Raw genomic sequence first — 15,103 nt, 5'->3', positions numbered from 1 at the left:
GCGGGTCCGGGAGGACCGGGGGGCCGGGAGCTTTTGATGGGATCGGCCCAGGCTGGGCCGATCCCGGGAGGTTTCTCACCTCGATAAAAAGAGCGAATGACTGGAGGTCAAACCGGCACCCGCTAAAGGAGGAAGGTCCTGGAGCTTTTCCGTTTTTCACGGAAAGGCTCCAACGTTTGCTACGCAATTCCGGACGGAAAACCGCCAGGCAGTTTTCCTGGAACTGCTCTAGAAGTCGCGCTGGAAGCGGAGGATGCCGCCGACGCTGCTCTTCTTGTCCGTCGTGGTCCAGTCGCCGAGCCAGTCGGAATCGCCGCGCTTGCCTTCGTTGAGGTAGTCGACTTCGGCCGTGACGGTGAAGCCCTGAACCACCTGGTAAGCGACGTTGGCGGCGATGCCCAGGTTTTCCTGCTCGTCATACGACGCCTGGAGGTTGAACGTGGTCTTCTCGTTGAACTTGTAGCTGCCGCCGCCCCAGACGGCCCAGTTGCCACCCCACGGCTTGTAGAAAGTGCGGGCAGCATTGTCGTCCGTGCCGTAGCCGCCCATGACCCAGAGAGCGATCTGGTCGGTTGCGTTCACGTCGAGGCGCACCTTGCCGGCCCATTCTTCCCAGCTCGGATTGTAGGCGATGACACCGGTGATGCCGCCCCAGCCCTGGCTGTACTTGGCGCCGACCACGACGTTCGGAGCGTAGCTGTCGATGGTGTTGTCGACGATGCCCGGAACCCAGTTGCCAGCCCCGTCCTTGACGAAGGTGTCGTAGCTGCCCGAGCCCTGTTCCAGCGAGACGATCGCCGAGAAGCCGTTGCCGGCGTCGAAGGTGTAGCTGATCAGGTTGGTGTCGAATTCGCCATAAGGAACGATCGTGTCCTGGATGACGTTGCCGGCATAACCGATGAAGGTGTCGTAGGCCGACTCGTCCTTGCCGACGCGCAGGCCGCCGAGCTGGATCCAGGCGAAGTTCAGCGAGACGTTCTTGTTGCGGGCATCGGCATTGCTGTTGTCGTTGCCGAAGTTGAAACGGGTCTCGGTGTAGGTCTTCAGGGTACCGAGTTCGGTCTCCTGGCCGGTCCAGGTCTTCAGCGTGAAGCGGGTGTTCTTGCCCCAGGTATCCTGTTCCTTGCCATTGAGACGGTCGTTGGTCTTGGCGCCGTCGAAGGTGCCGCGATCACCGAGGCTGGCATCGTAACGGACGTAACCGCCGACACGCAGGCAGGTCTCGGTGCCCGGGATGTAGAAGTAGCCGGCGCCGTAGACGTCGCAGATCTTGACGTATTCAGCGGGTTCCGGCTCGGCGACGACGACCGCGTCAGCGGCGCGTGCGCCGGAAACGGCAATCAAGGCCGCAGTCGAACCTAAAAGAAGCGTTCTGATGTTCACTGTAATCCCCTATCGATACTGGGTTCCGAGTACGTACGATCAATCTCGCACCCCGAATATTTTTAAGCTCAAATGTCATTGAATGATATTACGTGGCGTCACTTAAGTTGTTGTGTAGCCGAATAGCAACGAGAGATCACGTATTCGTGTTCTCGAACGAAGCATTGATTTCATATGAAACGATTTCAATATTGTGGTGTCTCGCATCTATTTGTTTGTCATGACAAATTCGTTTTGAATATTAATTTCGTTTTGCGTTTACTTTTAGTTGATCATCAAATGAAACGATTTCAAATGGACATAGTCAGCCTCCGAAACAATTTCGATTTCGCATCGGCGGAGGTTGCAGGCTGGCTTCAGCGATTTGCCGGCGCTGGTGGTGAGGGGCGGGCGGCAAATGATTCCGCTCACCTGCAACGCGCCCGGGAACACCTTCCGCAACGTCCGCGTGGCAAATTTGGCACGCCGCCCGGATTCCGCTGTGGATGGCGCATTTCGCGCTTGGCCTGTGTCGGCGCGATTTTCTAGAAGGCGGCGGCTGGCTTGCCGGCGCTGATGTCCCACTGTGGCACAAGCGTCACACAAGCCGAAACAAGCATCGTCCAGACACGCGAATGTGCGGAAACAACGCCACGAAGTGTGCGTTTCAACACATTCGTAACCGATCCTTTGCAGGACAATACAGAAGGCTCAACTTGAGATGACCTCCGTGAAAGCAGCGCTTCTGTCCTTCTTCATGCTGTCCGCAATCGTGATCTGCGGCCTCGGTATCTACTCGGCCGACGCAGCCAACAACCACCTCGCCGTCGACGGCTACGGCGTCGTCTCCGCCTCGCACTGACCGGCCTTCCAGGCTCGTTCCCGGCCGAAAGCATGGCCGGTGGTGCGTCCAGGCGCTTCGGTGCCTGGATCGAGCCGATGGCTTCGCAGGCTCCGGCGCATTTTTCCTGAAAATCCTATGATGGTGCAGGCGCCGTCGAACGGCGCACCACCAGTTCCGGCTCGAGCCGTACACGGTTGCTTTCCAGCGGCCGGTGGTTCAGTCGCGCGAACAGCATCTGGGCGGCGATCGTTCCCTGCCGCACGCCCTCCGTCTTGATCGTGGTCAAGGGCGGCGTCAGCCATCGCGCGAATGGCAGGTCGTCGAAGCCGACAATGGAAAGGTCGTCCGGAACGCGGCGGCCCATCTCCTGTGCCGCGTTGAGCACGCCGATGGCAATCGTGTCGTTGCCCGCAAAAAGCGCTGTGATGTCCGGGCGGCGCCGCAGCAGCGCGGTTGCAGCGGCGTGGCCGCTTTCGGCGCTGAAGTCGCCCTCCTGCACCGCATCGTCGTCCAGCGAAAGCCCATGCTCCTGCAGGCTGCGCTCGAGCGCTCTCAATCGCGCATCGGTCGCCACGAAACCGCGTGGAGAGAAGGTTATGGCACCGATCCGCTTGTGGCCGAGGCCGGCGACATGGTCGACGGCAGCCTTGATCGCCCCGCGCGTGCTGAAGGTTACCGAGACCTCTGAAGGGTGGCGTACCGAGCCGACGAGGACGACCGGGAAATTCTTGTCGATCAGGGAGATCAGCGCTTCGTCGCCGGCGCGTGGGTTGACAACGATCAGCCCGTCGATGCGCCGCGATTCCACCAGATTGTCATAGGCGCCGCCTTTGCCATGGGCCTCCAGCCCCTCGACCAGGACATGGAAGCCCATTTCGCGGTTGGCCTTTTCGATGCCGTAGAGAACCTGCGGAATATACTGGTCGACCAGCAGGATCGAGGGATCCGAGACCACCAGCCCTATGGTTTCGGTCAGGCCGCTCACCAGCATGCGCCCGGCTGAATTGGGCTTGTAGCCGAGTTCCGCCGCGGCCTGCATCACGCGTTCGCGGGTTTCCTTGCTGAGGACCACGCTTTCCGAGCGGTTCAGCACCAGCGACACCGTCGCACGCGATACGCCGGCGCGGCGCGCCACGTCATGACTGGTCACACGGCTGGAATTCATCTTCTGCCTCCGGCCGCTCGTGTCGTGCTGATTTTTCATCAGCGCGTTCAGTCGCTTCGCCCTTGCCATGACCTACAACCGCAGACGCGGCTTGACAACAACAGGTTTTCATCATTATCCATTACTAACACGTGTTAGGAATGAAAATTCATGGAGGCTAACACGTGTAATGATCGATTGGTGGAGATCGTATGTCGGGACGTGCGAGGACTGTGTCGCTACGCCAGAGGCGGCGGAAGGAGGCCCTGGTCGGCTATCTGTTCGTCGCCCCGGCGTTTCTCGGTTTCCTGATCTTCTACCTGTTGCCGACACTTCGCGCCGTCGAGATCAGCCTGACCGACTGGAACCTCATGCGCGCCCCGAAATTCGTCGGGCTCGGCAATTATGCGACGCTGCTTTCGGACGCGAATTTCTGGCATTCGGCCAGGGTGACGTTCGCCTACGTCCTCTACAACATTCCGCTGCAGACCGTGCTCGGGCTGCTGCTGGCAGTGCTTTCGGACCGGCTGGCGCGTGCCGTCTGGCTGCGGGCGATCATCATCGCGCCCTATCTGATTTCCAATGTGGTCGCAGCACTGGTCTGGATGATGATGCTGGACCCGATCCTGGGGCTCGTGAACGCATTCCTCACCTTCTTCGGTGCCGGACCGCAGGGATTTCTTGCCTCTCCGGATCAGGCGATGGTGTCGGTGGCCGCCATCTCCACCTGGCGGCACACGGGCCTGACCGCGCTGCTGTTCTATGCCGGCCTGCAGGCGATTCCCGCCCATCTCTACGAGGCGGCCAGGCTTGAAGGGGCAGGTGAGTGGACGATGTTCCGGCGCATCACCCTGCCGCTGCTGCGCCCGGTGCTGGCCTTCGTCGTGGTGACCAGCCTCATCGGTTCGTTTCAGGTCTTCGACGTCGTCGCTGTCGCGACAGCGGGCGGACCGTCCAATTCGACCCGCGTCATTCTCTGGTACATCTACGAGAATGCCTTCAAATTCAACAAGATGGGGTACTCATCGGCGATTTCCGTCGTGCTGTTTGTCACGCTGATCCTCATCACGCTGCTGCAGATGCGGGTGTTGCGGGCAGATCAGTCGGATCTGGATTGAGGCCTGCGATGAAGAAGCTCACCCCGCAGGCCGTCCTGGGTTATCCCGTCCTTGCCCTGTTCGTTTTCATATCGTTGCTGCCGCTGTGGATGGCGCTCAAGATCGGCCTCACCTATCCGGCCGATGTCTATACCAGCGCTTCGAGCCTGCTGCCGAACGCCTACACGCCCGGGAACTTCCTGCGCGTGATGGGCCTGCCCTCGACGATCGAGCTGTCGGCCTTCCGTGCCTCGCCGATCGACTTCATGCTGGCGTTGCGAAACAGCGTCATCTACACCGCGCTCACGGTCACGGGGCAGATCTTCTTTTCGGCGCTCGCCGGCTACGCCTTTGCCCGCATGAATTTCCCGGGCCGCAACAAGCTGTTCTTCGCTTTCCTGGCCGCCACCATCATCCCCAGCGTGGTGCTGTTCATCCCGAACTTCGTCCTCATCAAGCAGCTCGGTCTCCTGAACAGCTTTGCCGGGCTGGTTGCCCCGACGATCCTGATGACGCCCTTTGCGGTGTTTTTCCTGCGCCAGTTCTTCCTGTCGGCGCCGAAGGAACTCGATGAAGCGGCGCGGCTGGAAGGGGCTTCCCAGTTTCAGATCTTCTGGCGCATCGCACTGCCGATCCAGAAGGGGCCGATCGCCACGCTGGCGATCCTTTTGTCGATCAATTCCTGGAACGAGTTCTTCTGGCCCTTCCTGGTCGGGCGCGATCCCGGCGTTCGCGTCATGGCGGTCGCGCTGTCGGATTTCATGAGCCAGACGGGCAGGGGCAATCCAGACTGGAGCGGGCTGATGGCGGCGATCATGCTGTCGATCCTGCCCGTCATCGCCATGCTCATCATTTTCGGCCGGCAGATCGTGGAGTCGCTCCAGACGAGCGGCCTGAAATAGCCGGCCAGTCGTGAGGTCATAAAGTGGAGGAGAGACAATGAGAAAAAACCTGACAGGCGTTCTTGCCGCCGCAACCGCGTTGACTACGCTCGCACCCTCGTTTGCCCGGGCAGAGGACGTGACCCTGAACTATGCCATGTGGGACGCCAACCAGGCGCCCGTCTATCGCCAGTGCGCGGACAGGTTCGAGGCTGAAAATCCCGGCATCAAGATCAACATCAAGCAAGACAGCTGGGACAATTACTGGACCACGCTGAGCACGTCCTTTGTCGCCGGCACCGCGCCGGACGTGTTCGTCAACCATCTCAGCCGTTTCCCGGAATTCCTGGCGAACGGGGTGATGGATGACCTGTCGGACCGCATCGCGGCCGACAAGGTTGACATGAAGGCCTATCTGCCCGGTCTCGCCGAAAGCTGGAACAAGGACGACCGGCAATACGGTCTGCCGAAGGACTGGGACACGATTGCCCTCGTCTACAACAAGAAGATGGTCGCTGATGCCGGTGTCAGCGAGGAGGAGCTCAGGAACCTCACCTGGAACCCGAAAGACGGCGGTTCCCTCGAAAAGGTCGTTGCGCGCCTCAGCGTGGACCAGAACGGCAAGCGCGGTAACGAAGCCGGTTTCGACAAGTCCAGGGTTGCCGTCTATGGCTGGGCAACCAACACTGTGGATGGCTACGGCCAGACGCAATGGAGCTTCCTGGCTGTCTCCGACGGCTTCAAGCCGATCGATAAGCCGTGGGGCAAACAATATGGTTATGACAGCCCGGCGCTTGTCGAAACGCTGACCTGGATGCGCGACCTGGCCTTGAAGAAGGGCTACGCGCTCAGCCAGGAACAGACCGGCAGGCTGAACGCGACCGCGATCTTCGCGGCTGGCAAGGCCGCCATCGTTCCGGATGGCTCGTGGAACGTCTCCTCCTATCGCGACACCTCCAAGGCCGAGTTCGGCTTTGCGCCGCTGCCGCAGGGGCCTGAAGGCCGCCGCTCGATGTTCAACGGTCTGTCCGACAGCATCTGGTCCGGATCCCAGCACAAGGACGAAGCCTGGAAATGGGTGAAATATCTCGGCGGATCGGACTGCCAGACCATCGTCGGCAAATCCGGGGTCGTTTTCCCGGCTCGTCCCGAAGCAGCAAAAGCGGCCGAGGAAGCCCATAAGGCAAAGGGACTTGATGTGTCTGCCTTCGTCCAACTGGCAACGCCGGAAACCACTTTCCCGTTCCCCATCTCGGATCGCGCCTCGGAGATTTCGGCGATCCTGACGACGGCCATCGAGAACATCCTGCTTGGCAAGGGCGATCCGGCGGCCGTCCTCAAGGAAGCCAACGACCAGGCGAATGGCATGCTCTGAGCGTGATCCCGAAAAGTGGAACCCGGTTTTCGGATAAGATCACGCTCCGACAATGAAGCCGGACCGGTACCGAGCCTCCAACTCCTGACGCGCTTCCTCCCGCGGCAGGATCTTCCTCCGGCGTTCTTTCCGGACGCCGGAGGACCCTTCACAATCCCCCTCATCTTATCGAGAACCCGCAATGCGACGCCCAAAGATCACGTTCATCGGAGCCGGCTCCACCGTTTTCATGAAGAACATCATCGGCGATGTGCTGTATCGCCCCGCGCTCAAGAATGCTGTGATCGCGCTGATGGACATCAATCCCGAGCGGCTGCAGGAAAGCGAGGTCGTCGCCGGCAAGCTCGTGCAGGCGCTTGGCGCCAATGCGACCATTGAAACTCACTCCAACCAGCGCAAGGCCCTGGAAGGGGCGGATTTCGTCGTCGTCGCCTTCCAGATCGGCGGCTACGAACCTTGCACCGTGACCGACTTTGAGGTCCCCAGGCAATTCGGCCTGCGCCAGACCATCGCCGACACGCTCGGCGTCGGTGGCATCATGCGCGGCCTGCGCACCGTGCCGCATCTGTGGGCCATCTGCGAGGACATGCTGCAGGTCTGCCCCGACGCGATCCTGCTGCAATATGTGAATCCGATGGCGATCAACACATGGGCGATCGCCGAGAAATATCCTTCGATCCGGCAGGTGGGGCTGTGCCATTCCGTTCAGGGCACTGCCTATGAACTGGCGCGCGATCTCGATATCCCGGTTTCGGAAATCCGCTACCGCGCCGCGGGCATCAACCACATGGCGTTCTTCCTCACCTTCGAACATCGCCAGGCGGACGGCAGCCATCGCAACCTCTATCCCGACCTCGTGCAGGGCTATCGCGAAGGGCGCTTCCCGAAACCAAGCCACTGGAACCCGCGCTGTCCGAACAGGGTCCGCTATGAAATGCTGACGCGGCTCGGCTATTTCGTCACCGAAAGCTCCGAGCACTTCGCGGAATACACGCCCTATTTCATCAAGGACGGCCGTGCCGACCTCATCGAGAAATTCGGCATCCCGCTCGATGAATATCCGAAACGCTGTGTCGAGCAGATCGCCCGCTGGAAGGAGGAATCCAAGACATTGAAAGGCGCCGGCACGATCGACATCAAGGAGAGCCACGAATACGCCTCCTCGATCATGAATTCGGTCTGGACCGGCGAGCCGTCGATCATCTACGGCAATCAGCGCAACAACGGCTCGATCACTTCGCTGCCGGCCAATTGTGTCGCGGAAGTGCCTTGCCTCGTCGATGCAAACGGTATCCAGCCAACCGTCGTCGGCGATCTGCCGCCACAACTGACGGCGCTCATCCGCACCAACATCAACGTGCAGGAACTCACCGTCCGGGCGCTGACGACCGAAAACCGCGACCATATCTACCATGCGGCGATGATGGATCCGCACACCGCGGCCGAGCTCGATCTCGACCAGATATGGACCCTCGTCGACAGGCTGATCGCGGCGCATGGCGATTGGCTGCCCGCATGGGCACGCGGCTGAGCGGCGCCGCATCGCGGGCAATTCGCAAAACAACCGGAGCAGCAGTTCGACCCCATGACCTTTCTCAGGATCGATCACGTCACCAAGCAGTTCGGCTCCCTTCAGGTCGTCAAGGGAGTGTCGATCGAGGCCGGGAAGGGTGAGTTCGTCGTCTTCGTCGGCCCCTCGGGTTGCGGCAAGTCGACCCTGCTTCGCATGATCGCCGGCCTCGAGGAGACCAGCGAGGGCACGATCTCGATCGACGGCGAGGATCTGACCCATGCCGATCCGGCCGATCGCCATGTCGCGATGGTGTTCCAGTCCTACGCGCTGTTCCCGCACATGTCGGTCTTCGACAACATCGCCTTCGGCATGCAGATCAACAAGGTGCCGAAGGCCGAGATCAAGGCGCGTGTCGCGGAGGCCGCCCGCATCCTGCAGATCGAGCCGCTGCTCGACCGCAGGCCGAAGCAACTCTCCGGCGGCCAGCGCCAGCGTGTCGCCATCGGCCGCGCCATCGTGCGCAAGCCCAAGATATTCCTGTTCGACGAGCCTCTCTCCAATCTGGACGCCGAGCTGCGCACCCAGATGCGTGTCGAGATCGCCAAGATCCATCGCGAGATCGGGGCGACCATGATCTACGTCACGCACGATCAGGTCGAGGCCATGACGCTCGCGGACAGGATTGTCGTCCTGCGTGGCGGCCTGGTGGAACAGATCGGCACCCCCATCGACCTCTACGACAATCCGGCCAATCTCTTCGTTGCCGGCTTCATAGGCAGCCCGCGAATGACCCTGTTGTCCGGCAAGGTGGAAAGCATTTCGGCGGATGGGATGCAGGTCGCTTGCCCGGCTTTCTCGCGACCGCAATCCATTCCCGGGCCGTTTGCACGGCCGCTGGAAACGGGCAGCCAGGTCACGCTCGGCCTGCGTCCGGAAGCCATCAGGATCGATGCCGCGAATCCGGTGTTCAGCGCCAGGGTGGAAATCACCGAAAATCTGGGCGGGTCCACGCTCATCTATGCCGTGGCCCCGGACGGCACCGCGCTGATCGTGCCGGCGCAGGAGCGCACGGCGGTTCGTTCCGGCGACACGCTGCCGCTGTCCTTTTCCACAGCCCCGCACGTGTTCGATGCGCAGGGAAACAACCTTCGTTTGCCCTAGGGCACGATCTCGAAAAGTAGCAGACCTTTCGGATTGAGATCGCACGACAAAACAAGGAAATGGAGCGGAACGCCGGTTCAGCTGATCGCATTTCGCGCAAAGGCCGAGGGCGTCCAGCGCTGGCGTCCTCTTGCCTTCTGCTCAAACCCCTGTTGACAAAAAGCCTGCTTGAGGTCCACCCTTGAGGCTCACCAGGGGGGTCCCGACAAGGGGCTGAGATACTGCTGTAACGCGCAGTGACCCGTTGAACCTGATCCAGTTCATACTGGCGTAGGGACGGTGGGAACACTTCGCGGGCCGGCATTTTTCGGCTTCGGTTTCGGGCAAGAATGCCCGTATTTCATTCAGCGAAGCGCCACTTCCTCCTCATGCGCGAACTGGGTCTCCGTCACTCGAGGAGGCTCGCTCATGAATATCCATACCCCGACCGTCACCGTTGGCGAATTGCCGGCATCGCGCAAGGTCTACAAGCCGGGCGTCATCCATCCCGGCCTGCGCGTGCCGATGCGCGAAATTTCCGTGCATCCCACCGCCGGCGAGCCACCCGTCACGGTCTATGATTCCTCCGGCCCCTACACCGACATCAGCGTGCAGACCGATATCGAGCGCGGCCTGCCGCGCCTGCGCGAGGAATGGGTCGTGGCGCGCGGCGATGTCGAGCGCTACGAGGGCCGCCTGGTCAAGCCGGAGGACAATGGCTTCGTCTCCGGCGAGCGGCTGACGCCGGAATTCCCGGTGCGCAACCAGCCGTTCCGGGCCAGGGACGGACGCGCCGTCACCCAGCTCGCTTATGCGCGCGCCGGCATCATCACGCCGGAAATGGAATTCATCGCCATCCGCGAGAACCTCGGCCGCCAGGCGGTGCACACCAAACTGCAGCGCGACGGCGAGAGTTTCGGCGCGGCGGTTCCCGACTATGTCACGCCGGAATTCGTGCGCGACGAGGTGGCGCGTGGTCGCGCCATCATCCCGGCCAACATCAACCATCCGGAAGCCGAGCCGATGATCATCGGCCGCAATTTCCTGGTCAAGATCAACGCCAACATCGGCAACTCGGCCGTCACCTCGTCCATGGCCGAGGAAGTGGAAAAGATGGTCTGGGCGACCCGCTGGGGCGCCGACACGGTGATGGACCTTTCCACCGGCCGCAACATCCACAACATCCGCGACTGGATCCTGCGCAATTCACCGGTGCCGATCGGCACCGTGCCGCTCTACCAGGCACTGGAAAAGGTCGGCGGCGTTGCCGAGGACCTCAGCTGGGAGGTGTTTCGCGACACGCTGATCGAGCAGGCGGAGCAGGGGGTGGATTATTTCACCATCCATGCCGGCGTGCGGCTGCCCTACATTCCGCTCACCGTCGACCGCGTCACCGGCATCGTCAGCCGCGGCGGCTCGATCATGGCCAAGTGGTGCCTCTACCATCACAGGGAAAGCTTCCTCTACGAGCACTTCGAGGAGATCTGCGATATCTGTCGCGCCTATGACGTGTCGTTCTCGCTGGGCGACGGGCTGCGGCCAGGCTCGATCGCCGACGCCAACGATGCGGCGCAGTTCGCCGAGTTGGAGACGCTGGGCGAGTTGACGCAGATCGCCTGGGCCAGGGATTGCCAGGTGATGATCGAAGGTCCCGGCCATGTGCCGATGCACAAGATCAAGGAGAACATGGACAAGCAGCTCGCCGTCTGCGGTGAGGCGCCATTCTACACGCTCGGGCCGCTCACCACGGACATCGCGCCGGGCTACGACCACATTACCAGCGGCATCGGCGCCGCGATGATCGGCTGGTTCGGCACCGCCATGCTCTGCTACGTGACGCCGAAGGAGCATCTCGGCCTGCCCGACCGCAACGACGTGAAGGTCGGCGTCATCACCTACAAGATCGCCGCCCACGCCGCCGACCTCGCCAAGGGCCATCCCGCCGCCAAGGTTAGGGACGACGCTCTGTCACGCGCACGCTTCGAGTTCCGCTGGGAGGATCAGTTCAACCTCTCGCTCGATCCCGAAACCGCGCGTGCGTTCCACGACGAGACCTTGCCCAAGGAAGCGCACAAGGTGGCGCATTTCTGCTCCATGTGCGGGCCGAAATTCTGCTCCATGCGCATCTCCCACGACATCCGTGCCGAAGCGCAGAAGGAGGGCATGGCGGCGATGGCGGAAAAGTTCCGCGTCGGTGGCGATCTCTACCTGCCGCTCGATTCCGTCGACACCGTCGATGTGGCTGCTTCCTTCGAAGCATCGGAGGCGGGGGCCGACCAGCCATGAAAGCGCTGGTCAAGGGAGCCGGCGTCGCCGGGCTGACGCTGGCCCTCGAGCTGGCGTCGCGTGGCGCCGACGTCACCGTCATCGAAAAGCGGCATCGCCTTGCCGGCAGCGCGTCCTGGGCTGCCGGCGGCATGCTGGCGCCCTGGTGCGAGCGCGAGAGCGCGGAGGAGGCGGTCGTGACGCTCGGCCGCCTGGCGCTCGACTGGTGGGATGCCGTGCTGCCGGGGCATGTCGTGCGCGCCGGCACGCTGGTGGTGGCTCCGGCGCGGGACGCGGGCGAGCTCGACCGTTTCGCGCGACGCACGGCCGGGTTTTCGGCGATCGGCGAAGAGGCCGTTGCCGCACTCGAACCGGATCTTGCCGGCCGGTTCCGGCGCGGGCTGTTCTTCGGCGAGGAAGCGCATCTCGATCCTCGTCGTGCCCTGATTGCGCTCAAGGACAGGCTGGTCGGCATGGGCGTGCGCTTCGAATTCGGCTATGGCGCGGTGCGGGTTCCGGAAACCGTCGACATCGAGGCCGACTGCACCGGCATCGCAGCAAGCGTCCCGGGACTGCGCGGCGTGCGCGGCGAGATGCTCCTGCTGCATGCGCCCGATGTCTCGCTGGCGCGCCCCGTCCGGCTGCTGCACCCGCGCTTCCCCGTCTATGTCGTGCCGCGCGCCGATCACCTGTTCATGGTCGGCGCGACGATGATCGAAAGCGACGCCAATGAACCGGTCACCGCGCGTTCGATGATGGAACTGCTCGGCGCCGCCTACGCGCTGCACCCGGCTTTCGGCGAAGCCGAGATCGTCGAGGCCGGTGTCGGCGTGCGTCCAGCCTTCGCCGATAACCTGCCGCGCGTCAGCCGCGACGCAAACCGGGTCTCGATCAACGGCCTCTACCGCCACGGCTTTCTGCTGGCGCCGGCAATGGCACGGCAGGCGTCCGAACTGATCTTCAATTCGCAAAGGGAGCTTGCCGATGCGGCTCATCATTAACGGCGAAAGCCGCGAGGTCGACGCCGGCACGCTGGCGGGCCTGCTCGCCGAACTCGACTATGCAGGCGGCTGGCTGGCAACGGCGCTCAACGGCGAAGTGGTGCCGGCGAGGGAACGCGAGACCTGCCGGATCGCCGATGGCGATTGCATCGAAATCCTGTCGCCGATGAAAGGAGGGTGAAGCCATGCTCGAACTCTATGGACAGCAGTTCTCGTCGCGCCTGCTGCTTGGCACCGCACTTTATCCGTCGCCGGCGATCATGGCCGATGCGGTCAAGGCTGCGAAGACCGAGATCGTGACGGTGTCGCTGCGTCGCGAAAGCGCCGGCGGCAGGACCGGCGGGCAGTTCTGGTCGCTGATCCAGTCACTCGGCGTGCGCGTGCTGCCCAACACCGCCGGCTGTCACTCGGTGAAGGAGGCCGTCACCACGGCGCAGATGGCGCGCGAGGTCTTTGCAACCAACTGGATCAAACTGGAGGTCATCGGCAACCACGACACCTTGCAGCCGGATGTGTTCGGCCTGGTCGAGGCGGCACGCATCCTGAGCGATGATGGCTTCGAGGTGTTTCCCTACACTACCGACGACCTGGTCGTGGCCGAACGATTGCTGGAAGCCGGCTGCAGACTGCTGATGCCGTGGTGCGCGCCGATCGGTTCGGCGCGCGGGCCGCAGAATGTCGATGCACTGCGCTCGCTACGCGGGCATTTCCCAAATGTGCCGCTGATCGTCGATGCCGGCATCGGTCGCCCGTCGCACGCGGCCGAAGTCATGGAACTCGGCTACGACGCCGTGCTGCTCAACACCGCCGTCGCCAGGGCGGGCGATCCGGTGGCGATGGCCGGCGCCTTCGGCAAGGCGATCGAGGCAGGGCGGGAAGCGTGCCTTGCCGGTCCGCTCGAACCGCGCGACATGGCCGTTCCCTCCACCCCCGTCATCGGCTTGGCAGCCTTCTCATGAAACTCGACCCGTTCTACCTCATCGTCGATTCCGCCGCCTGGATCGAGCGGCTGGTGCCGCTTGGCGTGAAGCTGTTGCAACTGCGCGTCAAGGACATGCCCGCCGAGGCGCTACGCGCCGAAATCCGTGCCGCCAGGGCAATCTGCGAACGCCATGGCTGCCAGCTCGTCGTCAACGACTACTGGCGACTCGCCATCGACGAGGGCTGCGACTTCGTCCATCTCGGCCAGGAGGATCTGGCCGAAGCCGATGTCGGGGCGATCCGCCGGGCCGGGTTGAAACTGGGCTTGAGCACGCACGATCATCTTGAACTGGAAACCGCGCTGGCGGCCGGGCCCGACTATGTCGCGCTGGGCCCGGTCTATCCAACCATCCTGAAGGCCATGAAATGGGCACCGCAAGGCCTCGACCGCATTGCCGAATGGAAACGCCGGGCGGGTGAATTGCCCCTCGTCGCCATCGGCGGATTGACCGTCGAGCGCATCCCGGGTGTCTTCGCGCAAGGTGCCGACAGTGCCGCCGTCGTCACCGACATCACCCGCAATGCCGATCCGGAGGCGCGTACCCGCGAATGGCTGGCGGCCACGGCATCATGGCGGTGACGCCCGACCGGCATGTGCTGGTCGTCGCCGGTACGGACTCCAGCGGCGGCGCCGGCATTGCGCGCGACGTCGAGACGGTCGCGACGTTCGGCCTGCGCGCCTGCCTCACGGTCACCGCCGTGACCGTGCAGACCCACGGCGCCGTCGAGCGGGTCGAGCAGATGCCGCCGGACCTGATCGCCGCGCAAATGTGCGCCGCCTTTGCTTCCAACGCGATGGCAGCGGTCAAGATCGGCATGCTGGGCAGTGTGGATGCCGTAACCACCGTTGCTTCCGTATTGGCCAGCCGCCTGCCGCTGCCGGTGGTACTCGATCCTGTCCTGGCCTCGACATCAGGCCGCGCGCTGCTGCCAATGGATGCGGTCGAGGTGCTGAAACGCCGGCTGATGCCACTGTGCACGCTCGTCACGCCCAATCTGCCTGAACTGGCGCTGCTGAGCGGCAAACCGGTTGCGACAGACGAGGCGGGCATCATTGGACAAGCAGGGTCGCTGTTCGAAAGCGGCGTGGCAGCCTTGCTGGTCAAGGGCGGTCATGCCGAAGGCGATCGTTCAGTCGACCTGCTTCTGCGCGCTGGCCAGAAACCGTCACGCTTCGAGGCACCGCGCCTCGATGTCGGCATGCGCGGTACCGGCTGCATGCTGGCCAGCGCCATCGCTGCCGGGCTGGCCTTGGGTGATGATCTGGATGCGGCAATCGGCAGGGCCAAGGATCATGTTTTCGGGAAGTTAAGCGAGGCGATGCCGCGCGACTTCCCTTCTCCCCTTGAGGGAGAAGGTGGCTCGGCGCGCAGCGCCGAGACGGATGAGGGGTGCTGGAAGAAATGAGGCGATGCGGCCAGTTGGAGCGTTCGCACTCCGTCCAACACCCCTCATCCGACCTCGCCCAAACGGCGGCAAAGCCGCCGGGGCTCGGCCACC

The 15,103-nt window shown here is 62.9% G+C and carries 15 protein-coding genes and 1 riboswitch; of the genes, 13 read left to right on the top strand and 2 right to left on the bottom strand.

What is annotated here, in order from left to right; translation table 11 throughout:
• Positions 1-228 precede the first annotated feature (228 nt).
• The gene (locus tag ACFJIU_RS20105; protein WP_379062858.1) at positions 229-1,383 is read right to left on the bottom strand and encodes a porin; all 1,155 of its coding nucleotides are present in this window, start codon (positions 1,381-1,383) and stop codon (positions 229-231) included.
• 174 nt (positions 1,384-1,557) lie between these two features.
• On the opposite strand from ACFJIU_RS20105, the gene ACFJIU_RS20100 reads away from it, so the two are divergent.
• Together ACFJIU_RS20100 and ACFJIU_RS20095 are read left to right on the top strand one after the other, a co-directional pair.
• The gene (locus tag ACFJIU_RS20100) at positions 1,558-1,911 is read left to right on the top strand and encodes a hypothetical protein (protein ID WP_379062856.1); all 354 of its coding nucleotides are present in this window, start codon (positions 1,558-1,560) and stop codon (positions 1,909-1,911) included.
• A gap of 172 nt (positions 1,912-2,083) precedes the next feature.
• Positions 2,084-2,224, top strand: a complete 141-nt coding sequence (locus tag ACFJIU_RS20095; RefSeq protein WP_165358046.1) for a hypothetical protein — start codon at positions 2,084-2,086, stop codon at positions 2,222-2,224.
• A gap of 115 nt (positions 2,225-2,339) precedes the next feature.
• Here ACFJIU_RS20095 and ACFJIU_RS20090 read toward each other — a convergent pair whose 3' ends face one another.
• Positions 2,340-3,371 carry a LacI family DNA-binding transcriptional regulator gene (locus tag ACFJIU_RS20090; protein ID WP_379062854.1) on the bottom strand — a complete coding sequence of 344 codons (1,032 nt, stop codon included), beginning with the start codon at positions 3,369-3,371 and terminating at the stop codon, positions 2,340-2,342.
• A 191-nt stretch (positions 3,372-3,562) separates the two neighbouring features.
• On the opposite strand from ACFJIU_RS20090, the gene ACFJIU_RS20085 reads away from it, so the two are divergent.
• The 11 genes from ACFJIU_RS20085 (at position 3,563) to ACFJIU_RS20035 (ending at position 15,010) form a co-directional block, all read left to right on the top strand.
• Positions 3,563-4,468: a carbohydrate ABC transporter permease gene (locus ACFJIU_RS20085; RefSeq protein ID WP_379062852.1), complete on the top strand. Its 906-nt coding sequence runs from the start codon at positions 3,563-3,565 to the stop codon at positions 4,466-4,468.
• 8 nt (positions 4,469-4,476) lie between these two features.
• Positions 4,477-5,349 (top strand): carbohydrate ABC transporter permease, encoded by an 873-nt coding sequence (locus ACFJIU_RS20080; RefSeq protein ID WP_379062850.1) that lies wholly within the window; start codon positions 4,477-4,479, stop codon positions 5,347-5,349.
• 37 nt (positions 5,350-5,386) lie between these two features.
• The gene (locus ACFJIU_RS20075) at positions 5,387-6,703 is read left to right on the top strand and encodes an ABC transporter substrate-binding protein (RefSeq protein WP_379062848.1); all 1,317 of its coding nucleotides are present in this window, start codon (positions 5,387-5,389) and stop codon (positions 6,701-6,703) included.
• Between the two features lie 181 nt (positions 6,704-6,884).
• Positions 6,885-8,234: an alpha-glucosidase/alpha-galactosidase gene (locus ACFJIU_RS20070; RefSeq protein ID WP_379062846.1), complete on the top strand. Its 1,350-nt coding sequence runs from the start codon at positions 6,885-6,887 to the stop codon at positions 8,232-8,234.
• A 54-nt stretch (positions 8,235-8,288) separates the two neighbouring features.
• Complete coding sequence (locus tag ACFJIU_RS20065; RefSeq protein ID WP_379062844.1) at positions 8,289-9,377, top strand: ABC transporter ATP-binding protein; 1,089 nt, start codon at positions 8,289-8,291, stop codon at positions 9,375-9,377.
• Positions 9,378-9,560: 183 nt separating this feature from the next.
• Positions 9,561-9,672, top strand: a riboswitch (TPP riboswitch).
• A 113-nt stretch (positions 9,673-9,785) separates the two neighbouring features.
• Positions 9,786-11,642: a phosphomethylpyrimidine synthase ThiC gene (gene thiC, locus ACFJIU_RS20060; RefSeq protein ID WP_379062842.1), complete on the top strand. Its 1,857-nt coding sequence runs from the start codon at positions 9,786-9,788 to the stop codon at positions 11,640-11,642.
• Entirely contained in the window at positions 11,639-12,622 is a 984-nt protein-coding gene (thiO, locus tag ACFJIU_RS20055; protein WP_379062840.1) for a glycine oxidase ThiO, read from the top strand. Before thiC ends, thiO begins: the two co-directional genes overlap by 4 nt.
• Positions 12,606-12,803: a sulfur carrier protein ThiS gene (thiS, locus tag ACFJIU_RS20050; protein WP_379062838.1), complete on the top strand. Its 198-nt coding sequence runs from the start codon at positions 12,606-12,608 to the stop codon at positions 12,801-12,803. The genes thiO and thiS overlap by 17 nt, the downstream gene beginning before the upstream one ends.
• A 4-nt stretch (positions 12,804-12,807) precedes the next feature.
• Complete coding sequence (locus ACFJIU_RS20045; protein WP_379062836.1) at positions 12,808-13,581, top strand: thiazole synthase; 774 nt, start codon at positions 12,808-12,810, stop codon at positions 13,579-13,581.
• Positions 13,578-14,183 (top strand): thiamine phosphate synthase, encoded by a 606-nt coding sequence (locus ACFJIU_RS20040; RefSeq protein ID WP_379062835.1) that lies wholly within the window; start codon positions 13,578-13,580, stop codon positions 14,181-14,183. Before ACFJIU_RS20045 ends, ACFJIU_RS20040 begins: the two co-directional genes overlap by 4 nt.
• Positions 14,174-15,010, top strand: a complete 837-nt coding sequence (locus tag ACFJIU_RS20035; protein WP_379073175.1) for a hydroxymethylpyrimidine/phosphomethylpyrimidine kinase — start codon at positions 14,174-14,176, stop codon at positions 15,008-15,010. The genes ACFJIU_RS20040 and ACFJIU_RS20035 overlap by 10 nt, the downstream gene beginning before the upstream one ends.
• The last annotated feature ends 93 nt before the right edge of the window (positions 15,011-15,103 follow it).

Source organism: Mesorhizobium sp. UC74_2 (genome assembly GCF_042701485.1).
Lineage (GTDB): Bacteria > Pseudomonadota > Alphaproteobacteria > Rhizobiales > Rhizobiaceae > Mesorhizobium.
Note: the sequence above shows the minus strand (reverse complement) of the source record. Positions and strands in the feature narration are given on the sequence as shown.